This is a genomic window from Enterobacter sp. 2VL, assembly GCF_005503595.1.
GTDB classification, from domain to species: domain Bacteria; phylum Pseudomonadota; class Gammaproteobacteria; order Enterobacterales; family Enterobacteriaceae; genus Enterobacter; species Enterobacter cancerogenus.
The window spans coordinates 58736-85543 of the sequence record NZ_SCNE01000010.1 but is presented as its reverse complement, the minus strand read 5'-3'; the positions used below and the strand labels follow the sequence as shown (position 1 = coordinate 85543).

Annotated in this window: 25 protein-coding genes; 15 read left to right on the top strand and 10 right to left on the bottom strand. The window is 57.0% G+C overall.

The window, feature by feature from the left end:
• Positions 1-196: 196 nt before the first annotated feature.
• Positions 197-1363, top strand: coding sequence for a DUF4153 domain-containing protein (locus FFS28_RS19110; RefSeq protein ID WP_249357457.1), 1167 nt, complete (start codon positions 197-199; stop codon positions 1361-1363).
• A 137-nt stretch (positions 1364-1500) separates the two neighbouring features.
• Here the strand turns inward: FFS28_RS19110 and hslO are convergent, their stop codons facing one another.
• The 4 genes from hslO to FFS28_RS19090 form a co-directional block, all read right to left on the bottom strand.
• Complete coding sequence (gene hslO / locus FFS28_RS19105) at positions 1501-2379, bottom strand: Hsp33 family molecular chaperone HslO (RefSeq protein ID WP_058609502.1); 879 nt, start codon at positions 2377-2379, stop codon at positions 1501-1503.
• Between the two features lie 23 nt (positions 2380-2402).
• A complete protein-coding gene (hslR, locus tag FFS28_RS19100; protein WP_006177885.1) occupies positions 2403-2804 on the bottom strand; it encodes a ribosome-associated heat shock protein Hsp15 in 402 nt (133 codons plus the stop codon).
• Positions 2801-3484 carry a GMP/IMP nucleotidase gene (yrfG, locus tag FFS28_RS19095; protein ID WP_006177884.1) on the bottom strand — a complete coding sequence of 228 codons (684 nt, stop codon included), beginning with the start codon at positions 3482-3484 and terminating at the stop codon, positions 2801-2803. The genes hslR and yrfG overlap by 4 nt, the downstream gene beginning before the upstream one ends.
• A gap of 63 nt (positions 3485-3547) precedes the next feature.
• Entirely contained in the window at positions 3548-5686 is a 2139-nt protein-coding gene (locus FFS28_RS19090; protein WP_058609484.1) for an intracellular growth attenuator family protein, read from the bottom strand.
• 326 nt (positions 5687-6012) lie between these two features.
• On the opposite strand from FFS28_RS19090, the gene nudE reads away from it, so the two are divergent.
• Positions 6013-6573 (top strand): ADP compounds hydrolase NudE, encoded by a 561-nt coding sequence (gene nudE, locus FFS28_RS19085; RefSeq protein ID WP_006177881.1) that lies wholly within the window; start codon positions 6013-6015, stop codon positions 6571-6573.
• A 79-nt stretch (positions 6574-6652) separates the two neighbouring features.
• On the opposite strand, the gene mrcA is transcribed toward nudE, so the two are convergent.
• On the bottom strand, positions 6653-9205 hold the full coding sequence (gene mrcA, locus FFS28_RS19080; RefSeq protein ID WP_171007422.1) for a peptidoglycan glycosyltransferase/peptidoglycan DD-transpeptidase MrcA: 2553 nt from the start codon (positions 9203-9205) through the stop codon (positions 6653-6655).
• A 120-nt stretch (positions 9206-9325) separates the two neighbouring features.
• Between mrcA and pilM the strand changes: the two genes are divergently transcribed.
• The 12 genes from pilM to trpS all read left to right on the top strand — a co-directional run bounded on the left by pilM (position 9326) and on the right by trpS (position 19285).
• The gene (pilM, locus tag FFS28_RS19075; protein WP_137903709.1) at positions 9326-10102 is read left to right on the top strand and encodes a pilus assembly protein PilM; all 777 of its coding nucleotides are present in this window, start codon (positions 9326-9328) and stop codon (positions 10100-10102) included.
• Positions 10099-10602, top strand: coding sequence for a PilN domain-containing protein (locus FFS28_RS19070; RefSeq protein ID WP_137903708.1), 504 nt, complete (start codon positions 10099-10101; stop codon positions 10600-10602). The genes pilM and FFS28_RS19070 overlap by 4 nt, the downstream gene beginning before the upstream one ends.
• A gap of 84 nt (positions 10603-10686) precedes the next feature.
• Entirely contained in the window at positions 10687-11061 is a 375-nt protein-coding gene (locus FFS28_RS19065) for a HofO family protein (RefSeq protein WP_137903707.1), read from the top strand.
• Positions 11051-11416: a HofP DNA utilization family protein gene (locus FFS28_RS19060; protein ID WP_137903706.1), complete on the top strand. Its 366-nt coding sequence runs from the start codon at positions 11051-11053 to the stop codon at positions 11414-11416. The genes FFS28_RS19065 and FFS28_RS19060 overlap by 11 nt, the downstream gene beginning before the upstream one ends.
• The gene (hofQ, locus tag FFS28_RS19055; RefSeq protein WP_137903705.1) at positions 11358-12596 is read left to right on the top strand and encodes a DNA uptake porin HofQ; all 1239 of its coding nucleotides are present in this window, start codon (positions 11358-11360) and stop codon (positions 12594-12596) included. The genes FFS28_RS19060 and hofQ overlap by 59 nt, the downstream gene beginning before the upstream one ends.
• A gap of 286 nt (positions 12597-12882) precedes the next feature.
• Positions 12883-13404, top strand: coding sequence for a shikimate kinase AroK (aroK, locus tag FFS28_RS19050; RefSeq protein WP_006177873.1), 522 nt, complete (start codon positions 12883-12885; stop codon positions 13402-13404).
• 57 nt (positions 13405-13461) lie between these two features.
• On the top strand, positions 13462-14550 hold the full coding sequence (gene aroB, locus FFS28_RS19045; protein WP_137903704.1) for a 3-dehydroquinate synthase: 1089 nt from the start codon (positions 13462-13464) through the stop codon (positions 14548-14550).
• 92 nt (positions 14551-14642) lie between these two features.
• A complete protein-coding gene (gene damX / locus FFS28_RS19040) occupies positions 14643-15935 on the top strand; it encodes a cell division protein DamX (RefSeq protein ID WP_137903703.1) in 1293 nt (430 codons plus the stop codon).
• A 67-nt stretch (positions 15936-16002) separates the two neighbouring features.
• On the top strand, positions 16003-16815 hold the full coding sequence (dam, locus tag FFS28_RS19035) for an adenine-specific DNA-methyltransferase (protein ID WP_006177870.1): 813 nt from the start codon (positions 16003-16005) through the stop codon (positions 16813-16815).
• Positions 16816-16856: 41 nt separating this feature from the next.
• The gene (gene rpe / locus FFS28_RS19030; RefSeq protein WP_058609476.1) at positions 16857-17534 is read left to right on the top strand and encodes a ribulose-phosphate 3-epimerase; all 678 of its coding nucleotides are present in this window, start codon (positions 16857-16859) and stop codon (positions 17532-17534) included.
• Entirely contained in the window at positions 17527-18288 is a 762-nt protein-coding gene (gph, locus tag FFS28_RS19025) for a phosphoglycolate phosphatase (protein WP_137903702.1), read from the top strand. Before rpe ends, gph begins: the two co-directional genes overlap by 8 nt.
• Entirely contained in the window at positions 18281-19285 is a 1005-nt protein-coding gene (trpS, locus tag FFS28_RS19020) for a tryptophan--tRNA ligase (RefSeq protein WP_006177867.1), read from the top strand. Before gph ends, trpS begins: the two co-directional genes overlap by 8 nt.
• Before the next feature lie 67 nt (positions 19286-19352).
• Here the strand turns inward: trpS and FFS28_RS19015 are convergent, their stop codons facing one another.
• The 4 genes from FFS28_RS19015 to nirB form a co-directional block, all read right to left on the bottom strand.
• On the bottom strand, positions 19353-19523 hold the full coding sequence (locus FFS28_RS19015; RefSeq protein WP_020884583.1) for a YhfL family protein: 171 nt from the start codon (positions 19521-19523) through the stop codon (positions 19353-19355).
• Between the two features lie 145 nt (positions 19524-19668).
• The gene (cysG, locus tag FFS28_RS19010) at positions 19669-21042 is read right to left on the bottom strand and encodes a siroheme synthase CysG (protein WP_088209216.1); all 1374 of its coding nucleotides are present in this window, start codon (positions 21040-21042) and stop codon (positions 19669-19671) included.
• A 135-nt stretch (positions 21043-21177) separates the two neighbouring features.
• A complete protein-coding gene (nirD, locus tag FFS28_RS19005; protein WP_006177864.1) occupies positions 21178-21504 on the bottom strand; it encodes a nitrite reductase small subunit NirD in 327 nt (108 codons plus the stop codon).
• Complete coding sequence (nirB, locus tag FFS28_RS19000) at positions 21501-24044, bottom strand: nitrite reductase large subunit NirB (protein WP_101738412.1); 2544 nt, start codon at positions 24042-24044, stop codon at positions 21501-21503. Before nirB ends, nirD begins: the two co-directional genes overlap by 4 nt.
• 240 nt (positions 24045-24284) lie before the next feature.
• Here nirB and FFS28_RS18990 point away from each other — a divergent pair, with 240 nt between their 5' ends.
• Positions 24285-25601, top strand: a complete 1317-nt coding sequence (locus FFS28_RS18990; RefSeq protein WP_137903700.1) for a cytosine deaminase — start codon at positions 24285-24287, stop codon at positions 25599-25601.
• Positions 25602-25610: 9 nt separating this feature from the next.
• On the opposite strand, the gene tsgA is transcribed toward FFS28_RS18990, so the two are convergent.
• The gene (gene tsgA, locus FFS28_RS18985; RefSeq protein WP_058609471.1) at positions 25611-26789 is read right to left on the bottom strand and encodes an MFS transporter TsgA; all 1179 of its coding nucleotides are present in this window, start codon (positions 26787-26789) and stop codon (positions 25611-25613) included.
• Positions 26790-26808 lie beyond the last annotated feature (19 nt).

Genomic DNA, 26808 nt, shown 5'->3' with positions numbered 1-26808 from the left:
AAAATTACGTAAGAGTTACAGTGCTAAAAACGATTCACATCGCCTGCGGCAGTGCAGATTTCTGACTATGTTGAGGGTGCCTGTCCTGAAACAATACGCTTTTCGTGAAAAAGGGATGAGAAATGGAAAACAGTGAGACGCTGTCGCTCCCGGCGCGTGGTGCCGTGGTACTTGCCGGCGCATTGCAGGGAGCGCTGTGCTACGCGGTGACCTGGTACATCGACTATGCGTGCAGGTGCGGCTCATCGCCGCATTGCAGCATCTGCTCACGCTTATCGCCACCGGCCTGCTGCCGTTGACGGCGGCGCTGGCGTTGCTCTTTATCGGCGCATTGCCTTTCGTGGGCCTGGATACCATTTCAACACGCATCTCCGCAGCGGGCCTGCTCACGACGCTGGCGTTACTGTTGCTGCTTCTGGTGACGGTCGTCTGGCATCCGCAGCGCCGCACCTTGCCTTACTACTCTGCGCTGAACGCTTTGGTTCGCCTGGCGGTGATCGTTGTGCCGGTTTATCCCGTTCTGGCCGCATGGGCACTGTGGCTGCGCATTTCACAGTACGGCTGGTCGCCCGATCGCCTGTACGGCACGTTGGTCACTATGGTGGCGCTGGTGTGGGCGGTCGGTTTTTGCGTCAGCGTCCTTTTCTACCGTCGTGAATCGCAAAAGCTCCAGGCGTACGTCACGCCAGCGACAGGGTTGCTCTCACTGCTCTTTCTGATGTTGATCCACACCCCCGTGCTCGACCCGTGGCGCATTAGCGTGAACAGCCATATGGCGCGCTACAAGGAAGGGCGGCTCGCGGCAGATCAGTTAAGCCTGTATATGCTCAGCCACAGCGGGCGTAAGGGACGAGAGGCGCTGGAAATGCTGCAAAACGATCCGCAGTTTATTTCAAACCCTAAGCGCCAGCGCGAGCTTAATGGTCTTCTCTCTGGAAACCGTGGCGGGGCGGAGAAAATGACCGCCGCGATGCTGGAAAAGCAGGTCCAGCTCGCGCCGGGAATGGCCCGTCCTGACAAAGGATTATGGCAAGCCATGCTTAGCAATCAGTATCGCTTTGAGAGCTGTGATAGCGCCCAGGGTAACTGTTTGCTCATGTCGCTCGATCTCAACGGAGACGGCAAACCGGAAGCGGTACTGTATCAATTCACCGATCGCACGATCGTGGCTTACACACAAACAGACACAGGCTGGAGGATAGCCGGAGACGCGTGGAAAATGCCGGAGGCATTGACCAGAGAAGAACTCGACCGCGCATTACGGCAGGGGAGGGTGAAATCTATCGTGAAACCCTGGGCGGATATTGAGATTTTCGGGGAGCGTGTCGACATGAGTTACGACAGTTACAACAACGCGCAGTAGCGCTAGCGCACTTTCTTGCCGGGTCCTGCCGGGTGGCGCTACGCTTACCCGGCCTACAATGAGCAATCATATCAAGAGACTGCACAATTTTTGTAGGCCCGTGCAAGCATAGCGCCGCCGGGCAACAGGCTCAGAGCTTAGTGAACCTGCGGATCCGCCGGGGAGGCGTTATTGCGGATTTCCGCAATATCCATCGAATTGAACACGTAATGCGTGCCGCAGTAGTCACAGTGCATGTCGATTTCGCCGTCTTCCGCCATGATGCTGTCGATCTCTTCATCTGGCAGGGTTTTCAGCGCGCCCGCACAACGTTCGCGGGAGCAGGTGCACTTAAACTCAACCGCCTGCGGATCGTAAACCGTCACTTCTTCTTCGTGATACAGACGCCACAGCACGTCGGTCGCTGACAGGGTGAACAGCTCTTCCGCTTTGATGGTTTCCGTCAGCGTCGCCAGGTGCTCGAAATCGTTGGTCTGCGCGTCCTGAGCAGGCAGAACCTGCAGCAGCATACCGCCAGCCGCCGGCTGGCCGTCCACTTCACCGGTGCGGATGAACAGACGGGTAGGCAGCTGTTCAGAACGCATGAAGTAATCTTCCAGACAGGCGGCCAGGGTATCGCCTTCCAGGCCGACAACGCCCTGATAGCGCTCGCCTTCTTCTGGTGAAATGGTGATGACCAGGTAGCCATTACCCACCAGCGTTTTGAGGTCTGCGTTTTCAGGTACGTCGCCCTGAACGCGCGCCACGCCGCGCATCTGCTGCTGGTTGTTGCCATTGATCACTGCCAGCGTCATCGGGCCATCGCCCTGCAGCTGCACGGTGATATCGCCTGCGAATTTCAGCGTGGCGGTCAACAGGCTGGTGGCAACCAGCAGTTCGCCCAACAGGTTTTTCACCGGCAGCGGGTAGTTGTGGTTTTCCAGAATCTGTTTCCAGGTTTCGGATACGGTGACCAGCTCGCCGCGCACGGCGAATTGTTCAAACAGATAGCGGTGTAATTGGTCGTGTTGGGCCATTTTCATCTCTCGTGCAGGTGAGGTTATTCGCTCTCACCGTGTTTAAATTTCATCAGATCGCGGCGCTCTTTCTTATCCGGTCGCCGGTCCGGGTGTGGCATCGTCAGCGCGTTCATTTTGCGCGCCAGCGCGGTTTTCTCGCGCTTCTCAATGCTTTCTGCCGTCTCTTCATAAAGCAAAACGGCTTCGGTTGCGGGGCGCCGCTGCTCGGTGATGGCTTTTACCACCACCGTTTTTTCATCGTTGCCCTGGCGAAGCGTCAGGGTGGCATTCAGTTCAACCAGCTTGCTCGGTTTGCTGCGCTGGCCGTTGTAATGCACTTTGCCGCCGTCAACCATTTCACGGGCAAGGGCACGCGTTTTATAAAAACGGGCAGCCCACAGCCATTTATCCAGTCTTACCCCATCAACGGGCTTTTCTTTCATGGCGTCTCCTTCACGGTGAGTGAGGGGATCATCCGGCGATAATCGTTCAGCCCCGGATGCCGCACGTAGCTTTTCTCGGCCAGGCCAGAATCAGGATTGGTCACGCCCAGGCAGTAGCGGATCCCGAACGTGGCGGCCGCATCCAGAATCGGCTCGCTGTCATCAATGAACAGGGTTCGCTCCGGCTGTAAACCGGTCTCTTCCGCAACCGCATGCCACAAACGCTGATCCTCTTTCGGATAACCAAATGTGTGGGTGGAAAGTAATAAATCAAGGTGCGCAGCAAGACCGGTGTGTTCCAGCTTCACGGCCAGGTTATGAGGATGCGCGTTGGTCAGCAAAATACGGCGCTTGCCGCTTGCTTTCAGGGCATCCAGGAACGGCACCGTGTCTTCACGCAAGACGGCGCGCGGCCCCTGCGTCGTCGTCATGGCACAAATATCCAGGCCGAGGCGCTCGCTCCAGTAATCAAGACAGTACCAGTTTAGCGTATGCTGCACCGCGCTATATTGCGAACGAATGAATTCCTGTGCTTCTGCGGCGGAGATACCCTGCTGCTCGCCATAGGTTTCCGGCACCAGCTTTTGCCAGAAGTAGTTATCAAAGGCGAGATCGAGCAGCGTGCCGTCCATATCCAGCAGGACGGTATCGACGTCCTGCCAGGCGATATCAAGATGCATAAGGGAAACTCCAGCCAGAAGAAACGTGCGCGACAGGGTAGCACAACTTGTCGCGCGGTGACGTTATCCGATCAGGCTCTCGGGGGCGGAGATAAGCTGAGGATTAAGGCAGTTTTCATAATATTGCTGGATGTCGGCCAGACGCGAACGCGAGCGCTGATAGCGGCGTACCGCCAGATAGCCGTTGCAAATAATGCACACCAGCATCGTGAGCATCAGCAGGGAGGTGCCAATGTAACGCCATAACCCGGCGCTATCCGGCATGCGGTGCAGGCCGATATGACGTGTGCCGTTGGCATCGGTATAAATTCCCGTTACGATCCCTTCTGCGGTGAACGGCGTTTGCATCAGCATCTGCGCCAGCCGCTGGAATTCACCCCACTGCTCCTGAGCAGGGTAGTCGTAAAGAGAGACCTGAGGATAAGGCTGGTCGACCAGGTCGCTGCCCTCATCGCTGGCGATAACAAAGCCGCCCGGTGCCGGGCTGTTTAGCGCCTGCGCCGCACGGGTGGTTTCGCGCATCACGAACGGCGCGGTGGACGTTGCCACCAGGTTGTCCAGCGACTCGGCGCTGACCGGGCGCAGCAGCACGTTGACGCCATCCAGTCGTCCCGCTTCGGCGCGTTTCACCAAAGCATCCCAGTCTTTGCTGTTACCCAGGTTCACCAGGGCGTTTTTAAGGCGCACGCACTCGTCCTGAGCGGAACACAAATCCTCTGTCTTCAGCACGATTTCACCGAAGTCATCGAGCAGTACCATGCCGGATTTTTGAATTGCCGAGCGCAGCGCCGGGCTGACGCGAGAATCATCATCCGGTTTGGGGTGAAGCTGGCGGTTGACCGTCTGGGTGAGCGCATTGGCTTTGGTGACGATATCCGATTCCGGTAACGGCAGGGGAGGCGCGTCGTTCCAGATAATTTGCGAACAGTCGAACGGCATAAACGGTGAATTCTGACGGGTGTTCCACGCGCCCGGCGCATGGATATTACACATCCCGGTTCCCTTCAGACGCAGCGTATCGCCGACGCGCACGCCCGCGTCGTCCAGCTGTTTAACGCTGGTGGCTTCGACGGTTTGCGCCCCTTTAAACCACGACAGGGTGAATTTGATCGGCATATCCAGCGGAACGAAAAGCAGCAGCATCGCGAAGACCAGTGCGGCCCCCCCGGCGATCACCGTGCTGCGCAACCAGTGCTGAAGCGGGAAGTTTTTCACTTCATCATGCAGGGAGAGATACCGCCCCTGGCGCACAACGTGGCGGTCGAGGTAGATATCAATATCCGTTTTATGGCCTAAATCCTGGACGATCCACGGTTGCCAGTGGCGCGGGTAGATCAGATCGATAATGCCAAGCGAGATATTGTTGAGATGTTCCTGATCGTTCTCGCCGAACAACCCCCAGCGCTTTGGCGTTCCGCGCAGGCAGTGGATTTCACGCAGCGAAGTTTTCGCGGGAGGGGCATACAGGCCCCATAGCCCGGCGGCCAGCAGCAGAATAGCCCCACCGGCGAGCCACGGCACGAACACGTCGGGCGTGAGCAGGCAGAAGAAAAACAGCAGGAACGCGACCACGATCAGCACCGCTTCGCGGATGCCATCCGGGCGGCTCAGAGCGTACTCTTCATGCGTCTCCTGACGGATGTTCAGCAGCTCAATCTGCTCGGTCTCTTCACCCCGAATCGAGGCCTGCGTGGAGCTTGCGCGCTCCAGCGCAAAGCGCGGCGCTTCCTGAACGTATTCGCTCAGGGTGTGGCCGTTAAGCGTAATCACCAGCGGAAGGGCATCGGTATGGATCAGCTCTACGCTGTTCTCATCGTTGATGTACTGCTCCCAGAAAGGCGGCAGATGCACCTCAACCGAGTCGAGGTAGTAGCGCCATTTATTGGGATCGTCGGTAGTGATGCCATAGCGGGTAATGGAACGCGTCACGCACAGCACCGTGTCGCTTTGCGCGTTCAGGTTGAGCGATACCGGCGCGGCAGTCGCCCCCGTCGGCCCGGGCGATTGCTGAGAGCGATTAAGCGTTTCAAGGTATTGTTCAACTGCGCTGCGTTCTTCTGGCGACAGCTTGCGCGTGGTCGCGCCAGCAAAAGCGTTCAGGAAGGGCAGCCGATATCGGCGATGTACGCGACGCCTGTATAGCCACCCTGCAATCATTGCGCCGGCCAGCATAGCAGCGAGAAAAATCAAAATGGTGCTCATGCTTTCCCCATCTTACTTAATTTTCTTACAGGTGTAGTCAGTTGCACCTTTAAAAATGAAACAGAGTCTGTGGTTGGCTATCGGCAAGTAAGGAGTCGAACTTGAGCATTTTGAAGCGCATCCCAGTGATCGATGATGATAGCAAAGCCTGCCATGGCGCGATATCAGCAAATTCCTGGAAACATTTCAACCTCTTGACTTTTCTTTTGAATTGAGAACTACATCCTTTTACGTTGCAAGAATGTAAATAAAGAACAATTGACATTGCCGAAACCGTGCGGCATATCGCACAATAAAGCCAGATCACACAGCAAAGACCCATCAAGATGAGCAAACCACTACAAAAACCCACCATTCTGCACGTTGAAACGGTCGCGAAATCGCGTCTGTTTAATGTCGAAAGCGTGGACCTGGAGTTCAGCAACGGTGTGCGTCGCGTTTATGAACGTATGCGCCCGTCATCGCGCGAAGCGGTGATGATCATTCCCATCGTTGACGATCATCTGATTTTGATCCACGAATACGCTGTGGGAACGGAATCCTATGAGCTTGGGTTCCCGAAAGGGCTGATTGACCCGGGCGAGTCGGTATTTGAAGCGGCAAACCGCGAGCTAAAAGAAGAGGCGGGTTTTGGCGCAAACGCGCTGTCGTTCCTCAAAAAACTGAGCATGGCACCATCCTACTTTTCCAGCAAAATGAACATTGTGGTGGCGGAAGACCTCTACCCGGAATGGCTGGAAGGGGACGAGCCTGAGCCGTTGCCGCAGGTTCGCTGGCCACTGGCGCATCTGATGGATCTGCTGGAAGAGCCGGACTTTACCGAAGCGCGTAACGTGAGCGCGCTGTTCCTGGTGCGGGAATGGCTAAAAGGACAGGGGCGGCTTTAGCCCATAAAAAAGCCGGGTGGCGGCGTCGCCTTACCCGGCCTGCGATGTTATGCCCGATTTTCATCGGGCATTTTATTTTTTAAAACAGCTCGTGCGTCTCGCCGTTATCAATCAGCTCTGTACCCACCTCATGCACCGCCTGCGTGGTTGGCTGGGTGCCTTCGATGAAATACTCTGCACGACTGTTGCCGCCGTTCGCCAGTTGCCCGGTGCTGCGGTCAATATTAACCGTCACTATGCCAGGTGGTGGCGTCAGCGGCTGCTCCGGCACCCCTTCCAGAACGGTTTTCATGAACGCATCCCAGGCTGGCTGAGCGCTTTTCGCGCCGCCCTCATAACCGGAGATCTGATCTTTGATCGCGCCGGAAGCGGTGGTGCGGCCCAAATCGCGACGGTGATCGTCAAAGCCGATCCAGACGGAAGTCACCACGCCCGGGCCGTAACCGGAGAACCACGCGTCTTTCGAGCTGTTGGTGGTCCCCGTTTTCCCGCCGATGTCGTGGCGCTGCAAATCGCGCCCTGCACGCCAGCCGGTGCCCTGCCAGCCTGGCTCACCGAAGATGTTGGTGTTCAGCGCGCTCTTAATCAGGAATGAGAGCGGAGTGTTGATCACGTGCGGCGCATACTCAGGCGCGCCGGTTTGCGCGACCAGCGCCTGGTTGGCCTGCTCCAGCTGCGGCTGCGGTACGGTTGAATTCTGCTGCTCCTGAGAGATAGCCACATCTTCCATATCCTTGTTCTCAAGCACGTTCGACTTCGGCGTATCGCCGTAAATCACCGGAATATCGCACTCGGCACAGGCGATTTTCGGTTTGGCTTCGAACAGAATGCCGCCCTGGTCGTTCTCAATTTTACTGATGAAATACGGATCGATCAGGAACCCGCCGTTTGCCATCACCGAGTACCCGCGCGCAACCTGCAGCGGGGTAAACGAGGCTGAACCCAGCGCCAGCGATTCAGTGTGAACGATGTTCTGCGCCGGGAAGCCGAAACGCTGCAGATACTCTGCGGCATAATCAACGCCCATCGCGCGCATCGCGCGTACCATCACCACGTTTTTCGACTGTCCCAGCCCCTGACGCAGGCGAATAGGGCCTGCATACTGCGCTGGCGAGTTTTTCGGCTGCCAGTCGGAACCGGCCCCGGCATCCCAGCGGGAAATCGGCACGTCGTTGAGGATGCTGGCGAGCGTCAGGCCTTTATCCATCGCCGCGGTGTAGAGGAACGGCTTGATGTTCGAGCCAACCTGACGCAGTGCCTGGGTGGCACGGTTAAACTTGCTCTGGTTGAAATCAAACCCGCCCACCAGGGCGATCACCGCACCGTTTTGAGGATTGATCGACACCAGCGCAGAGTTCACGTCCGGCACCTGCGCCAGCCACCAGGCATCTCCCACCTGGCGAACCCAGACCTGCTGACCCGTCTGGACGGCGTCGGTCACTTTACGTGGCGTTGGCCCCTGCAGGGTGTCAGACCGGTACGGTCGTGCCCAGCGAATGCCCTCCATGCGCAGCGATACCGAGGTACCGTCGGCCAGCATGGCCACCGCTTCCTGCGGATCGGCCTGGGTAACAACCGCAGGCAGCAGCGGGCCGTAGGTCGGCAGCGATTTCAGCGAGTCGGTGATTTTTTTGCTGTCCCATGCGCTTTCGCCCACTTTCCACAGCACGTTCGACGGACCGCGATAGCCGTGGCGCATGTCGTAATCCATCACGTTGTTACGCACCGCCTGCTGCCCTGCCTGCTGACCTTTGCGGGTCACCGTGGTGTAAACGCGATAGCCATCTTCATAGGCTTTCTCACCGTAACGCCTGACCATTTCCTGGCGAACCATTTCCGTGAGATACGGCGCGGAAAACGCGATCTCCGGGGCATGGTAGTTGGCATCGATAGCATCGCTGCGCGCCTGGTCATACTCGTTCTGGCTGATATAGCCTTCGCTTAACATACGCGACAACACAACGTTACGACGCGCCGTGGCACGTTCCAGCGAGTACAGCGGGTTAAACGTTGAAGGCGCTTTCGGCAGGCCCGCGATAGTCGCCATTTCGCTTAAGGTAAGCTGCTCGATAGGCTTACCGAAATAGACCTGCGCCGCCGCCCCCACGCCATAGGCGCGGTAGCCCAGATAGATCTTGTTGAGATAAAGCTCAAGGATCTCATCTTTGCTCAGCAGTTGCTCAATGCGGATGGCGAGGAACACCTCTTTAATCTTACGCATCAGCGTCTTTTCAGGGCTGAGGAAGAAGTTACGCGCCAGTTGCTGCGTAATGGTACTCGCCCCCTGCGACGCATGGCCGGAGAACAGTGCGACGCTGGCGGCGCGGAAAATCCCCACCGGATCGACACCGTGGTGCTCGTAGAAACGGCTGTCCTCGGTGGCGATAAAGGCCTTCACCATGACGGGCGGAATTTGGTTTAAGGTCAGCGGGATACGGCGTTTTTCGCCATATTGCGCCATGAGCTCGCCATCGGCGCTATAGACCTGCATTGGGATCTGGAGACGCACATCGCGAAGCGTGGCGACATCAGGCAGCTGCGGCTCAATAAATTTGTACAAACCATAAATCGAGCCTGCTCCCAGCAGAATGCAACAGACTGCAAGGATCAATAAATACTTTACGAACTTCACCGGAGATTTCCCATTTGGTTTCACTTGGGCAGTTTCTAAACAATCGCGCGGTAGTATAAAGGCAAGCCTGATTCATTGATATAGCCGTCAACCTGACGGACGATAAGGAGATCGTGAAGCATGGCTTTCAATACATGGCAAACGGGCGTTCATATTCAACAAGATAAGGTGATGATTGTTGCACTGGTTCGCGAGAAAACGGCCTGGCGTTTACGGCGCTGGTGGGCCGTTCCACTGGCGCAAGGCATCATCAGCGAGGGCAAAATTCACAAGCCTGACCAGTTGATTGACGCGCTGCGCGACTGGCGGCGAACGTTGCCGCATTACCACCGGGTTTTCCTCGCCTTTCCCGCAGCGCGAACGCTGCAACGGTCGTTTCCCCGGCCCACCCTGACGCTTTGCGACAGCGAGCAGGTCTCCTGGGTCAGCTCTGCCCTGTCGCGCGAGCTGGAGATGCCAGCCGACGCGCTGTGCTTCGATTATTCTCAGGACACTTTCAGCAGCACCTGGCATGTCACGGCGGCACAAAACAAAGAGGTGGCAACGCTCCTGGCGCTGGCGAAGGCGCTACAGCTGCGCCTGGTGGCCATTACGCCCGATGCGGGCGCGCTGGCAAACTTTCTCCCGGCGGTGGCCCCCGCCTCGTGCGTGGCCTGGCGGGATGAAAGCCAGTGGCTGTGGGCGATGCGTCACCAGTGGGGACGACGTCCGATTGATGACGCGGCCGACATCTCCGGGCTGGCCGCGCTGCTGGCGCTTTCTGCATCGGATATCGCGCTCTTTGATGCGACGCGCGATCCCTGGGAAACGCTAACGCGCTGCCAGCCCCCCTTACCCGAAAACGGTGCGGATTTTACCGTCGCCCTGGCGCTGGCGATGAGTGAGGTGCCCGCATGATCCCGGCAAACCTTTTACCCTGGCGACAGTATCGCCGGACGCGCTGCCTGCGCTTATGGGGCGTGATGTTTACGGGCTCGCTGGTGATGATCCTGACGACATTGTCAGCCCTGCGGGTGGATAAGCTCCTGGCCCTGCGCGCGTGGCAAAGTGAATGGGCGGGTGTACACGCGGTTGAGCAGACGCTGAAAGCCCGCCAGCTGGCGTGGCAGGCTGCGCAAAAACGCGCGGCGGTACCGGAAGCCGCGCCCCGGGTGGCGTGGCGACCGGCACTGACCTCGCTGTCGGCGCTGATTCCGGAGCAGGCGTGGCTCACGGAGCTGCGCTATCAGCCGCCGGGGCTGGTGCTGACCGGTTATGCCACTACGGCTCCGGCCCTGACGGCGATGCGGGATGCGCTCGGGCGCGTGGACGGGTTTAGTCCCGGCACCGTGGGGGCGTTGCAGCAGGATAAGCAGGGCCGCTGGGCGTTTACCTTTCAGCTGAAACATCAGGGGTAGCGCGTGGAGAGGCTGGTTGAACGCTGGTGTACAAGCCCTCCGTGGTTGCGGGTGCTCTGCTGGGCGCTGTGCAGTACTGCGCTTGTGGCGATCGGCTGGGCCGCGCTGCTGCGGCCAGTGGCGGAACAGATCGCCGAAGCACAACATCAGGTGAGTGTCGAGGGGCGTACCAACGCCTCGCTGTGGGCTGCTGTGAGAAAAATCCCGACCGAAACAGAGGAGCCGGTTGCCCCTGCGGTGAGGCCATTTTCACCGCTGGATTTTCAGGCCAACGGCACCCGGCTGGTCCACTGGAAGCCCCTTTCGCGCGGCGGGGAGCTGGAGCTTGACGCCGACTGGGCGGCGATCCCCGGCATCTTTGCGCAGCTGGAACAGTGCAACGTCAGGATCGGCACCTTCGTGATAACGGCCGAAACAGGCCGGTTGCGCCTGCGGATGGAGCTGCAACATGGGGCATAGCATGCGGTTAATGATTGTTGCCTCGCTGGTGTGTCTCACGGGCATGCGCGATCCGTTCCAGCCCCCGGCAGACACCTGTCTTACCGGGCAACTGCCGCAATGGCGCTATCAGGGAAAGGTGAACGACGTGGGTTTTATGCAGGACGGACAACAGCGCTGGCATCGTGTGAAGCAGGATCAGCGCTTGCTTACCGGATGGCGCGTGATGGCAATGGATGAACAACAGCTGACTGTTGACGTTGGCGAAACGTGTGACCCTCGGCAATGGATATGGCAACGAGAAGGAACGAAAAAGCATGAAGATAAGGACAGCCCTGCTGTTAATGGCCCTCAGCGCGTCGCTGTGGGCCGCTGAGCCAAAACCGGTCACGCTGGTGGTGGATGAGGTGCCTGTGGTTCAGGTGCTGCAGGCGCTGGCGACGCAGGAGAACCGCAATCTGGTGGTGTCGCCTGATGTAAATGGCTCGCTTTCGCTCAGCTTAACGCGCGTCCCCTGGCGCAAGGCGCTGCAAACCGTGGTGAATAGCGCCGGGCTTGTCCTGCGGGAGGAGGGCGGGATTTTTTATGTCCATACGGCAGCCTGGCAGCAGGCACAGCAAACGCGTAAGGCGCAAGAGCAGGCCCAGAGACAGCTCGACGCGCCGCTGGTCTCTCACGGCATCTCTTTTTCCTATGCGGATGCCGGGGAGCTACAGAAAGCCGCGGAAAAGCTGCTCAGCCCGAAGGGCAGCCTTTCCGTGGACAAGCGAACCAACCGCTTGCTGGTAAGGGATAACCAAACGGTACTGGATACGCTCGCGCGCTGGGCCGAGCAGATGGACCTGCCGATCGACCAGGTGGAGCTGGCGGCACACATTGTGACCATCAATGAAAAAAGCCTTCGCGAGCTGGGCGTGAAGTGGAACCTTGCTGAGGCGTCAGAGGCGGGGCGGGTCGGGGAGGTGACTGCGCTGGGCGCGGACCTGTCGGTTACCAACGCCACGACGCACGTGGGGTTTAATATCGGGCGCATCGACGGCAGGCTTTTGGATCTGGAGCTGTCGGCCCTCGAGCAGAAACAGCAGGTCGATATTATCGCCAGCCCACGCCTGCTCGCGTCGCACATGCAGCCAGCCAGCATCAAGCAGGGCAGTGAGATCCCCTATCAGGTTTCCAGCGGTGAAAGCGGGGCAACGTCGGTGGAGTTTAAAGAGGCGGTGCTCGGTATGGAGGTGACGCCGGTGGTGCTGCCGGGAGGACGCGTGCGGCTGAAATTACACATCAGCGAAAATATGCCAGGGCAAGTGCTGCAGCAGGCTGATGGCGAAACGCTGGCTATCGATAAACAGGAGATTGAAACTCAGGTTGAGGTCAAAAGCGGTGAAACCCTGGCGCTGGGCGGCATTTTCTCGCAAAAAAATAAAACCGGCAGCGATAGCGTGCCGGGGCTGGGGCGCATCCCCTGGCTTGGACAACTTTTTCGCCATGACGGGAAGGATAACGAGCGGCGGGAGCTGGTAGTGTTTATTACGCCACGGCTGGTTGGCATTCACTGATGGGCGACGATCCCCGCAATGATTTTGCATACAGATTGTTGCAGATGTTTGACGTGGGGCATGAATTAGCATACAAGGAGTACCGATTTGAATCGGACTTACGTCTTATTACCTTATGCGTTTGGAACGGTGATTTAATCAGTTGCCAAACAAGCCGGAGTATTGAGATAATTTTTAGTCTGACTCTCGCTCTATTGCATATGAGGTTTCAGTTCATGTCCCGCTACGCTGGGTGTCTTCGAAGCGGGGATTACCATTAACGAATAGTCTTAGTAGTACCGAAAAAATGGCAGAGAAACGCAATATCTTTCTGGTTGGGCCTATGGGTGCCGGCAAAAGCACTATTGGGCGTCAGTTAGCTCAACAACTCAATATGGAATTCTACGATTCTGATCAAGAGATTGAGAAACGAACCGGAGCGGATGTGGGCTGGGTCTTCGATGTAGAAGGCGAAGAAGGTTTCCGTGACCGAGAAGAAAAAGTGATCAACGAACTCACGGAAAAACAGGGCATTGTGCTGGCGACTGGCGGCGGCTCTGTGAAATCTCGCGAAACCCGTAACCGTCTCTCCGCCCGTGGCGTTGTGGTCTATCTTGAGACGACCATCGAAAAACAGCTGGCACGTACGCAGCGCGATAAAAAGCGCCCGTTGCTGCAGGTTGAAACGCCGCCACGCGAAGTTCTGGAAGCCCTGGCCGGTGAGCGCAATCCTCTGTACGAAGAGATTGCGGATGTTACCATTCGTACTGACGATCAGAGCGCTAAAGTGGTTGCAAACCAGATTATTAATATGCTGGAAAGCAACTGATTCTGGCTTTATATACACTCGCCTGCGGGTAAAAGCATTTAAGGTGGATGTCGCGTCATGGAGAGGATTACAGTTACTCTCGGGGAACGTAGTTACCCTATCACCATCGCGGCTGGTTTGTTTAACGACCCAGCTTCCTTCTTGCCACTGAAAGCGGGTGATCAGGCGATGCTGGTCACCAATGAGACGCTGGCTCCGCTTTATCTCGACCGTGTGCGTCACCTGCTTGAGCAGGCGGGCGTAAAGGTCGACAGTGTGATTCTGCCCGATGGCGAGCAGTATAAAAGCCTGGCGGTGCTCGATATCGTCTTTACCGCATTACTGCAAAAACCGCACGGTCGCGACACCACACTGCTTGCCCTGGGCGGCGGTGTTGTCGGCGATCTTACGGGGTTTGCGGCCGCCAGCTATCAGCGTGGCGTGCGCTTTATTCAGATCCCCACCACGTTATTGTCTCAGGTCGACTCCTCCGTTGGCGGCAAAACGGCCGTTAACCATCCGCTCGGCAAAAACATGATCGGTGCGTTCTACCAGCCGGCCTCGGTGGTGGTGGATCTCGACTGTCTGAAAACGCTGCCTGCACGCGAACTGGCGTCTGGCCTTGCAGAAGTGATCAAATACGGCATTATTCTTGATGGCGAGTTCTTTAACTGGCTGGAAGAGAATATGGACGCTTTGCTACGCCTTGACGGGCAGGCACTGGCGTACTGTATCCGCCGTTGTTGTGAGCTGAAAGCAGAAGTGGTGGCAGCAGACGAGCGTGAAACCGGCTTACGTGCTTTACTGAATCTGGGGCATACGTTTGGTCACGCCATTGAAGCCGAAATGGGCTATGGCAACTGGCTTCACGGCGAAGCGGTGGCTGCCGGAATGGTGATGGCCGCGCGGGCATCTGAACGTCTGGGCCAGTTCAAACCGGAAGAGACGGCGCGTATCATCGCACTGCTTGAACGCGCAGGCTTACCGGTAACCGGTCCGCAGGAGATGTCTGCACAGGCGTATTTACCCCACATGATGCGCGATAAAAAAGTATTGGCAGGCGAGATGCGTCTTGTACTCCCGCTTGCAATAGGGAAGAGTGAAGTACGCGGCGGAGTGTCGCACGACGTGGTTCTTGGCGCTGTGGCTGATTGCCAGCAGGCCTAACAACTAGAAAGGTCAGGCCGCCGTAACAGGTGGTCGTTTAGCTTCAGGTGAAATGCAAAGACGTTGGCATAAGCCTTTGAGTGGGGTGTTAAATGGATGAATTCAAACCAGAAGACGAGCTGAAACCCGATCCCAGCGATCGTCGTACTGGTCGTTCTCGTCAATCTTCAGAACGTGATAACGAGCCGCAGATCAATTTTGACGATGTCGATCTGGATGCAGACGATCGTCGTCCTTCGCGCAGCCGCAACGCACGCGATGAGCAAGAAGAAGATTACGAGTCTGAAGAAGATTCAATGGACGAAGAGCCTGTAGAGCGTCGCCCGCGTAAACGTAAAAAAGCGGCGGCGGCAAAACCCGCTTCCCGTCAGTACATCATGATGGGACTTGGCGTACTGGTGCTCTTGCTGCTGATTATCGGCATCGGCTCCGCGCTAAAATCACCGTCTACCCACTCAGGCGAGCAAACCGCGTCCACTGAGAAGAGCATCAACCTTTCAGGCAACGATGCTGCCGATCAGGCCAATGGCGCGCAGCCTGCTCCGGGCACGACGTCTGCCGAGCAGACTGCGGGTAATCCGCAGGATGTTTCTCTGCCGCCGGTCTCTTCTACGCCGACTCAGGGCCAGACGGTCATTGCGCCGGAAGGCCAGCAGCGTGTTGAGGTTCAGGGCGACCTGAATAATGCGCTGACGCAACCTCAGAATCAGGAGCAGGTGAACAACGTAGTGGTTAACTCTACGTTGCCAACCGAGCCTGCGACCGTAGCACCTGTTCGCGGCGGTAATGCTCAGCAGCAGACTGCGGCGACGGAAACCAAACCGCGCCAGACGCATACGCAAACGCAGACCGCGCCGCGTCAGGAACGTAAGCAGGCGGTGATTGAGCCAAAACGTGAAACTAAGCCTCAGACCGTTGCAAAAGCGCCTGAAGTGAAGGCACCGGCTCAGCCAAAACGCACAGAAACGGCAGCGGCAAGCGAACCGGCCAAAGCGCCAGTGACGCAGACTGCACCGAAAGCGACGGCGACGACCACGGCACCTGCGGCGACAGCCGCACCGGCTGCGACAGCGTCTACGGGTGCATCGGGTAAAACGGCGGGTAATGTGGGTTCTCTGAAATCTGCGCCTTCCAGCAATTACACCCTGCAGCTGAGCAGCTCGTCGAACTACGATAACCTCAACGGCTGGGCGAAAAAATCAAATCTGAAAAACTACGTGGTTTATCAGACGACCCGTAATGGCCAGCCTTGGTATGTCCTGGTGAGCGGTGTTTACGCATCGAAAGATGAAGCGAAACGTGCCGTTGCATCACTGCCAGCCGATGTTCAGGCGAAAAACCCATGGGCGAAGCCGATTCATCAGGTCCAGGCCGATCTGAAGTAATGTTTAAAGCGCAGGATGCTGTCGGAGCTTTCTCCACAGCCGGAGAAGGTGTAACCAGTTAGTCAGCATGAAAAAAAATCGCGCTTTTCTGAAATGGGCAGGGGGGAAATACCCCCTGCTCGACGATATCAAAAAACACCTGCCAAAAGGCGAGTGTCTTATCGAGCCCTTTGTGGGGGCGGGATCGGTGTTCCTGAATACCGATTTTTCGCGTTATATCCTGGCGGATATCAACAGCGACCTGATCAGTCTCTATAACATCGTAAAACTGCGTACCGACGAGTACGTGGATGAGGCGCGTAAACTGTTTACGCCTGAAAACAACAACCCGGATGTCTACTACCAGTTCCGCGCTGAGTTTAACCAGTGCCAGGAGCCGTTCCGTCGCGCCCTGTTGTTCCTCTATCTCAACCGTCATGGCTACAACGGGCTGTGTCGGTATAATCTTCGTGGTGAATTCAACGTGCCGTTTGGCCGCTATAAGCGTCCTTATTTCCCGCAGGCTGAGTTGTACCACTTTGCTGAAAAAGCGCAGAACGCGGAGTTCCACTGCCTCTCTTATGAGGAGTGTATGGATCGCGCTGACGTCAATTCGGTGGTCTATTGCGATCCGCCTTATGCGCCGCTGTCTGCCACCGCAAACTTCACCGCCTATCACACCAACAGCTTCAGCCCGGCTGAACAGGCTCGTCTGGCGGAGATGGCGGAAAAACTGGTCAGCAAAAGAATTCCGGTGTTAATTTCGAATCACGACACGCCTGATACGCGCGAATGGTACAAAGCCGCGAAACATTTTCAGGTTAAGGTGCGGCGCAGCATTAGCAGCAATGGCGGCACGCGTAAAAAGGTGGACGAACTCCTGGCTCTGTATCGACCCTGAGCCGTTTTGCCCGCCGGTAAACACATTTCAAGGAGAAGCGGATGAAACAGTTTTTGATTGCTCCCTCAATTCTGTCGGCCGATTTTGCCCGCCTGGGTGAAGATACCGCCAGCGCCCTTGCGGCCGGCGCGGATGTCGTCCATTTCGACGTTATGGATAACCACTACGTTCCCAATCTGACCATCGGCCCGATGGTGCTTAAGGCGCTGCGCAACTACGGCATTACCGCGCCGATTGACGTGCATCTGATGGTAAAGCCGGTCGACCGCATCGTGCCTGATTTCGCGGCCGCGGGTGCCAGCATCATTACGTTCCACCCTGAAGCCTCTGAACACGTTGACCGCACGCTCCAGCTCATTAAAGAGAACGGCTGTAAAGCCGGTCTGGTGTTTAACCCGGCCACGCCGCTGAGCTATCTCGACCATGTGATGGAAAAGCTGGACGTGATTTTGCTGATGTCCGTTAACCCGGGTTTCGGCGGTCAGTCGTTCATTCCGCACACGCTCGACAAGCTGCGTGAAGTGCGCCGCCGTATTGATGAGTCGGGCTATGACATTCGCCTGGAAGTGGACGGTGGTGTGAAGGTGAACAATATCGGTGAAATCGCGGCGGCGGGTGCAGATATGTTCGTTGCAGGCTCGGCCATCTTCGACCAGCCGGATTACAAAAAAGTCATTGATGAAATGCGCAGTGAACTGGCGAAGGTAAGTCATGGATAAATTGCAGGCAACCCGGGGTGTAGCATTTGACCTCGACGGCACGCTGGTCGACAGCGCGCCGGGCTTAAGCAGCGCGGTTGATCGGGCGCTGTATGCCCTTGAATTACCCGTTGCGGGCGAAGATCGCGTTGTGACGTGGATTGGCAACGGCGCGGACGTGCTGATGGAACGCGCCCTGACCTGGGCGCGCCAGGAGCGTGCGTCACAGCGTTCCGCACAGGGTAAACCGAGCGTCGATCACACTGATATTCCGCAGGAAGAGCAGCAGCGTATTCTGCGCAAACTGTTCGATCGTTTCTACGAAGAGACCGTCGAAGAGGGCAGCTTCCTGTTCCCGGACGTCGCGGAGACGCTGAGTGTTCTGCATGCTAAAGGCATTCCGCTGGGGCTGGTAACCAACAAGCCTACGCCGTTTGTCGCACCTCTGCTTGAGGCGCTGGATATCGCGAAGTATTTCTCGGTAATTGTCGGCGGCGATGACGTGCAGAACAAAAAACCGCATCCGGAACCGCTTTTGCTGGTGGCAGGAAAATTATCCTTAACACCTGCGGAGCTGCTCTTTGTCGGTGATTCGCGCAATGATATTCTGGCCGCCAAAACGGCAGGCTGTCCGTGCGTCGGATTAACCTATGGCTACAACTACGGTGAGGCGATTACGCTGAGTGAGCCGGACGTTGTATTCGATCGTTTCAAAGATTTATTGCCCGCACTCGGGCTTTCGCACAGTGAACATCAGGAATTGAAAAATGACTAAGCCCATCGTTTTTAGCGGCGCACAGCCGTCCGGTGAATTGACCATTGGTAACTACATGGGTGCGTTACGTCAGTGGGTGAGCATGCAGGACGACTACCATTGCATCTATTGCATCGTGGATCTCCATGCCATCACGGCGCGTCAGGATCCTGAGAAGCTGCGCAAAGCCACGCTGGATACGCTGGCACTCTATCTGGCATGCGGTATCGATCCGGAGAAAAGCACCATCTTCGTGCAGTCTCACGTGCCGGAGCACGCGCAACTGGGCTGGGCGCTGAACTGCTACACCTATTTCGGCGAACTGAGCCGTATGACGCAGTTCAAGGACAAATCTGCCCGCTATTCTGAAAACATCAACGCCGGTCTTTTTGACTATCCGGTACTGATGGCGGCCGACATTCTGCTGTATCAGACCAATCAGGTTCCGGTAGGCGAAGACCAGAAGCAGCACCTGGAGCTGAGCCGCGATATCGCCCAGCGCTTCAACGCGCTTTATGGCGACGTGTTCAAAGTGCCTGAGCCGTTTATTCCGAAATCCGGCGCGCGCGTGATGTCGCTGCTGGAGCCAACCAAGAAGATGTCCAAGTCTGACGATAACCGCAACAACGTTATCGGCCTGCTGGAAGATCCAAAATCGGTGGTGAAAAAGCTCAAGCGTGCGGTGACCGACTCCGACGAGCCACCTGTTGTGCGCTACGACGTGCAGAACAAAGCGGGCGTGTCTAACCTGCTGGATATTCTCTCCGGCGTGACCGGTCAAAGCATCCCTGAACTGGAGAAGCACTTCGAAGGCAAGATGTACGGCCACCTGAAAGGCGAAGTGGCGGACGCGGTCTCCGGCATGTTGACCGAGCTGCAGGAGCGCTATAACCGCTACCGCAACGATGAAGCCTTCCTGCAGAAGGTGATGAAGGATGGCGCAGAAAAAGCCAGCGCGCGCGCGTCAGAGACGCTGAAAGCGGTGTATCAGGCGATTGGATTTGTAGGTAAGCCTTAATCCTGTCGTGCCGGGATCCAAACAAAAAAACCGGGAAATTCCCGGTTTTTTTACGCCTGAAAAATGCTTACTGCTGTGCCGCCGGGCCACAGCCACCGATGATCTTGGAAATAGAGATCGCCGGGTGCAGCAGGTAATCATAGCTGCAGTTATTTTTGGTATTTTGAACGTGACCTGTGCAGGCGGTCAGCGTCGATAACATGCCTACCAGAACGGCGGCCTTTGCCAGCTTAAACATACTTATTCCTTGTACTCAAAAACGATAAATTGAAGTGAAACGAGGGAATAAATGGAAAAGTTCCATTTTGCGGGCGGTATGTTATCGATAGCGGTAAGAGGGGAGTAGTCCGGTTAAGGACTACTCAGTAAAGGGGGAGTGTGCGTCAGTGATTTGAGAACCAGTTCAGCTTGTCGCGTAGCTCAACCACCCGACCAACGATAATCAGCGCCGGGCTTTCAACCTGCTGCGCCAGCTCGCCGAGCTGCGTCAGGACGCCATTCACCACGCGCTGCTTCGTGGAGGTACCGTTTTCCACCAGCGCCACGGACATGTCTTCATCCATGCCATGCTCCAGCAGTTTGGCCTGAATGGTCGCGGCCTGATTCAGGCCCATATAGAACACCAGCGTCTGTTTCTCTGCGGCCAGGTTGTGCCAGTCCAGCTCGCTGCCGGTCTTCAGGTGGCCTGTCACCAGCCGCACGCTTTGGGCGTAGTCACGGTGGGTCAGGGGAATACCGGAATAGGCCGAACAGCCCGATGCTGCCGTAATGCCCGGCACCACGGAGAACGGAATGCCCGCGTTGCACAACGTTTCCAGCTCCTCGCCGCCGCGGCCAAAGATAAACGGATCGCCGCCCTTAAGGCGCACCACGCGTTTGCCTTTTTGCGCCTCGCGCAGCAGGATCTGGTTAATCTCTTCCTGAGGTACGCAGTGGTAGCCCGCGCGTTTGCCGACAAACACGCGATCGGCGTCGCGGCGCACCAGGTTCATGATGTCATCCGAGACCAGACGGTCGTACACCACGATGTCCGCCTGCTGGATCTGCTGCAACCCCTTGAGCGTCAGCAAGCCTGCATCGCCCGGCCCTGCGCCTACCAGCACCACTTCACCGCGATGATCCAGCGGCTCGGCAAGCAGCGTTTCTGTGGTCTCTTCAACGGCCTGGCGATCCTGATTAGCCAGCGACTGCGCGAGCCTGTCATTCACAAAGAACTTTTCCCAGAAACGGCGGCGCTCGCCTACGGTCGCGAAGGTTTTCTTCACGCGGGCGCGCAGTTGGCCTGCATACTGCGCCACCTGGCCCAGATGCTGGGGCAGAATCGACTCGAGCTTTTCACGCAGCAGACGCGCTAAAACCGGGGAGGTGCCGCCGGACGACACGGCCACCATCAGCGGGGAACGGTCAATGATCGACGGCATGATAAAGCTGGCTTCTTTCGGTGCATCCACCACGTTACAGAAAATTCGACGCGTTTCGCAGGCATCACTGACGCGCTGGTTAACGGCGTCATCGTCGGTTGCGGCAATGGTGAGCCAGCAGGTATCAAGCAGGGATTCGTCGAACTCGCCCTCGACAAGGGTGAGCATGCCTTCCTGCGCCCAGACGTCGAACTGCGGCGCAAAGGCGAGGGCGTTGACGGTCAGCCGGGCACCGGCCTCTAACAGCAGGCGCGCTTTGCGCTCGGCCACGTCACCGCCGCCGACAAGCAGGCAGTCGCGATGGCGTAATTGACAGAAAATCGGCAGGTGATCCACGACATTACCTCGCAGCATTCAGGGGAGGAGGAGAATTTGAGGTCAGGATAACAGCAGGGATCGTACAGAACATACGGTTTTTCCTGCCGTTACCCATAAGGGGTCATAAGCCTTTCCTATTGAAAAGACTGGAGGTTAGGCTCTTAGCTGCACCATGCCGTCCTTCACGCGGGCGTCGTAGTGCTTCACGGAATGGCTCTCATCTTCCATGCAGCGTCCATCTTTTAAGTTGAAACGCTGCTTTTTCAACGGGCTGGCGACCCACAGTTCGCCCTGATGTTCCGCGATGATGCCGCGGGACAGGACGCTGGCCTCAAAGAACGGGTCAATATTGCTGATGGCAAAAACCTGTTCATCGTGGCGAGGACGGAAAATGGCGACCTGCTCGTGACCTAACAGCGCACAGACGCCGGTTGCTGGCAGAATGTCGTTAATGCTGCAGATATTTACCCACTGGCTCATGCGTTTTCCTCCACCAGAGTCACCGGAATACGTTCGTACGGCGTTGCCGGACGATGCTGTTCACGCTCAGGAACGATCTGTACGTTCGGATCGCGCTGGGTGCTGTTGATAAAGTGTCTGAAGCGCGTCTGCGCCGCCGGGGTATTCACGGTTTCGGTCCACTCGCAGATCACCGCTTCGCGCAGGCGCGCCATCTCTTCTTCCAGATGGTCGTTCAGGCCCAGCTTGTCGTCGATAATGACCGACTTCAGGTAGTCGATGCCACCTTCCAGATTGTCCAGCCAGGAGGCGGTACGGGTCAGCTTGTCGGCAGTGCGGATGTAGAACATCATGAAGCGATCGAGGTACTTAATCAGCGTGTCGTGGTCGAGATCCGCTGCCAGCAGGTCCGCATGACGAGGTTTCATCCCGCCGTTACCGCAGACGTACAGGTTCCAGCCTTTCTCTGTGGCGATAATACCTACGTCTTTACCCTGCGCTTCCGCACATTCACGGGTACAGCCGGAGACGCCGAATTTCATTTTGTGCGGGGTACGAATACCTTTATAGCGGTTTTCCAGTTCTACGCCGAAGCCCACGCTGTCGCCCACGCCGTAGCGGCACCAGGTGCTGCCCACGCAGGTTTTCGCCATACGCAGCGCTTTAGCATACGCGTGACCGGTTTCGAAGCCCGCTTCAATCAGCTGACGCCAGATTTCCGGCAGATCGTCTTTCTGCGCACCGAACAGGCCAATACGCTGAGATCCGGTGATTTTGGTGTAGAGGTTGAATTCGCGGGCGATACGACCCACGGCGACCAGCCCTTCCGGCGTAATTTCGCCCCCGGCTGAACGTGGGATCACCGAGTAGGTGCCGTCTTTCTGGATGTTCGCCAGGAAGTTGTCGTTGGTGTCCTGCAGCGGAGTATGTTCCGGCTTCAGAACGTATTCGTTCCAGCAGGAGGCCAGCAGGGAACCGACGGTCGGTTTACACACTTCACAGCCGTAACCCTGGCCGTGTTTTGCCAGCAGCTCGTCGAAGGACTTAATGCCTTCCACGCGGATCAGGTGATAAATCTCCTGGCGAGAGTAAGCGAAGTGCTCGCACAGGTTGTTATTCACTTCGATACCCTGTTTCGCCAGCTCTGCGTTCAGAACCTGCGTCACCAGTGGAATACAGCCGCCGCAGCCGGTACCGGCTTTGGTTTCAGCTTTCAGCGCGGCGACGGTGTGGCAGCCCTTGTTGATGGCTGCAACCAGCATGCCTTTGGTGACGTCGAAGCAGGAGCAAATCTGCGCGCTGTCCGGGAGTTTATCCACGCCGATGGACGGCTTACCGCTGGAGGCGTGAGCCGGGAGGATCAGCGCGTCCGGGTTTTCCGGTAGCTCAATGGCGTTCAGCACCAGCTGCAGCAGGTTGCCGTAATCGCTGGTGTCACCCACCAGCACCGCGCCGAGCAGGGTTTTGTTGTCCTGGCTTACGATCAGGCGTTTGTAGACCTCTTTGCTTTCGTCGAGGTACACATAGCTGCGGGAGTTCGGGGTGCGGCCGTGCGCATCGCCGATACCGCCCACATCCACGCCCAGCAGCTTCAGCTTGGCGCTCATGTCTGCGCCTTCGAAGGCATTTTCATTACCGAGGATATGGTCAACGGCGACCTGCGCCATTTTGTAGCCAGGTGCGACCAGGCCGTACACGCGGTTATTCCAGCTGGCGCATTCGCCGATGGCGTAAATATCCGGGTCAGAGGTCTGGCAGGAGTCGTTGATCATGATCCCGCCGCGCTGTGCCACGGCCAGACCACACTGGGTCGCCATTTTGTCGCGCGGGCGAATACCGGTGGAGAAGACGATAAAGTCCACTTCCAGCTCGCTGCCGTCGGCAAAGCGCATGGTTTTGCGCGCTTCGGTCCCTTCCTGAACGATCTCTTTGGTGTTTTTGCTGGTGTGAACCTTCACACCCATACTTTCGATTTTACGGCGCAGCTGGTCACCACCCATGTGGTCCAGCTGTTCTGCCATCAGCATCGGGGCAAATTCGATGACGTGGGTTTCAACGCCGAGATTTTTCAGCGCGCCCGCGGCTTCAAGGCCGAGCAGACCGCCGCCAACGACCGCACCGCGTTTGCTGCGACGCGCGCAGGCTTCGATAGCCTTGAGGTCTTCAATGGTACGATAAACGAAGCAATCCTGCGTTTCCGAGCCTTTGATTGGCGGGATCCATGGATATGAGCCAGTCGCCATAATCAGCTTGTCGTAAAAAACCGTGCGTCCGGCGCTGGAGTGGATCACTTTTTCCTGACGGTTGATGGTGATAGCGCGTTCGCCCACCAGCACTTTCACGCCATGCTTCTCGTAGAAACCTTCACGCACCAGAGAGAGCTCTTCGGCGGTATGATGGGAGAAGTAGGAAGACAAGTGCACACGGTCGTACGCCTTGCGGGGTTCTTCACAGAACACGGTAATGTCGAAACGGTCAGCGTCAGCTTTATCGAGTAGATCCTCAATAAAGCGGTGACCGACCATGCCGTTACCGATGATAGCGAGTCTGACTTTGCTCATTTTTGCCTCGATTTCTTTTCTATTACTGCCTACCTTAACGATTCAGCAGGGGCACTTATTGATGCAAATCAAATACGCCTTAACCTACCCCCTAGGGGGTAGGTCGCTGATTTGTCAGGTTTTTTATAAGTTATGGAAATCGCAGGCTTTTCACGGTCGTCGGTTTTATGTACAAAAATGGGTACTATTCCGTAAATTTTTGTACTCCTAAATTTCAGCAGCGTTTTTCGGGGGAAAGGTATGTCAACGACACCACTATGGCTGGTTCAGAATGTCCGTTTACCGGGTCGGGAAGGGCTGTGGCAAATCGCCATCGAAGAAGGTCGGTTCGGTGACATCACGCCGATGGACGTCTCCCATGATGAAAGCCATGAGATATTAAACGGGCGCGGCGGCCTGGCCATACCTCCCTTTATTGAGCCGCATATCCACCTTGATACCACCCAGACGGCGGGGGAGCCTGCCTGGAATGAGTCCGGCACGCTGTTTGAGGGAATAGAGCGCTGGGCCGAACGTAAAGCGCTGCTCAGCCATGAGGATGTCAAAGCGCGGGCGTGGAAAACGCTTAAATGGCAGATCGCCAACGGTATTCAGTTTGTGCGTACCCACGTCGATGTCTCCGACCCGTCGCTGACGGCCCTCAGGGCGATGCTGGAGGTCAGGCAGGAAGTCGCGCCGTGGATCACGCTGCAAATAGTCGCGTTTCCGCAGGAAGGCATACTCTCTTACCCGAACGGTGTGGCACTCCTGGAAGAGGCGTTAAGGCTCGGGGCTGATGTGGTCGGGGCCATTCCCCATTTCGAATTCACCCGCGAGTACGGCGTAAAGTCGCTGCACATCGCCTTTGAGTTGGCAAAGAAATATGACCGTCCGCTCGATATCCACTGCGACGAGATCGACGATGAGCAGTCCCGGTTTGTGGAGACGGTGGCAACCCTGGCCTATGAGGCCGGCATTGGCCCGCGCGTGACGGCCAGCCATACCACGGCCATGCACTCCTACAACGGCGCATACACGTCAAGGCTGTTCCGCCTGCTGAAGATGTCAGGCATAAACTTTGTGGCTAACCCGCTGGTGAACATCCATTTGCAGGGGCGTTTTGACGACTACCCGAAACGACGCGGCATTACGCGCGTGAAAGAGCTACAGGAAGCGGGGATCAACGTCTGCTTCGGCCATGACGATGTCTTTGACCCGTGGTACCCGCTCGGCACCGGTAATATGCTCCAGGTGTTGCATATGGGGCTGCACGTGTGTCAGATGATGGGATATTCACAAATCGACAGCGGCCTGAATCTGATCACCCACAATAGCGCCCGAACCTTTGGGCTGAACGACTACGGTATTGAGAAGGGGAATCCGGCGAATCTGATTATTCTGCCCGCAGAGAGCGGGTTTGAGGCGGTGCGCTGCCAGGTGCCGGTGCGCTGGTCGATTCGTCAGGGCAGGGTGATTGCGTCAACGCAGCTGGCGCAGACGTGGATCCAGATGGATAACGGAGGAGAGGAGCTGTTCTTTACGAAGAATAGCCCCTTTGCCGGGCGCAAAGGGGCGTAGGGAAACCTGTTACGCTGCCGCCGTATTATGCTGGCGGTGGCGGGTCACGAAGCCCAGAACAAAGCACATGATGAACACCACGGCATACAGACCGTTTGCGGTGTGCAGCGCCGCCAGTGGGCCGCTGTGGGCCACAATCGGGCCGGTGACCACGAAGGTCAGCATGGTACCGATGGTGCCGCAGGTCAGCACAAAGTTAACCAGCTTCGGCGAGGCCACTTTGGTCTGCAGCGATCCCAGCGTGATGATTGAGGTGTAAATGGCGCTGGAGAAGAAGCCGAGTGTCAGGATGAACCACGGCATATGCTCAGGCGAGCCGTTGATGAACAGATACATCAGCACGGTAGCCAGGCCAGCCAGCACGGTTAAAATGCGCTGCAGATCGAAGAAGCGCAGAATGAAGCTAAACGCCCACATGCCAAACATGTAAGACATCCAGAAATCGCTCACCAGTTTGCCCGCGTCGTTCAGGCTCATGCCCAGGCCTTTGGCGTATTCCGGCACCCAGGAGATAAAGCCCAGCTGGCCGAGGATGTAGCACAGCGCGGCGATAGAGAGGAACAGCACGCCGATCCCCCATTTCTCTTTCGCAACCGGCTCAGCGGTATCTTGCGACTTTTTGCCCAGAACCGGGAATTCACAGCCGAAGGTCAGGATAAAGATCGCCACGTAGACCAGACCGATACAGGCGTACACCCAGTACCATTCAATGCTGCGGGCCAGCAGCCAGGCGGCAACCATCGGGAAAATCATCCCGGCCATGCTGAAGAAGGAGTCGGTGAACAGCAGACGCGCGCCGCGCTGGCGGCCTTCATACATATGGGTAATCAGGAACGTACCGATGGACATGGTAATACCGCTCACCAGCCCCAGCACGAACATGGCGGCAGAGAACAGGGCAATGCTGTGGCTAAGCATCAGGCCAGCCACGGCGGCGACCATCAGCACAAAGCCAAAGCGCAGCTGCGTTTTCAGCGGCACGATTTCCATCAGCCAGGCGTTAAGGAAGATGGAGATCAGGATCCCCGCGTTGAGGAAGGTGAAGGTGTTACTCATGCTGGAAACGGGCAACTGGAAATAGTCTGCGATATTTCCCATCACCATCCCGGTGACGATCACCAACGCGCCGGTCAGGGCGTAGGAGAAGAAGCTGATCCATGTGAGCTTGATGCGATTGCTGTTAGTCATGTCTGGCCTGTTCAAAGTA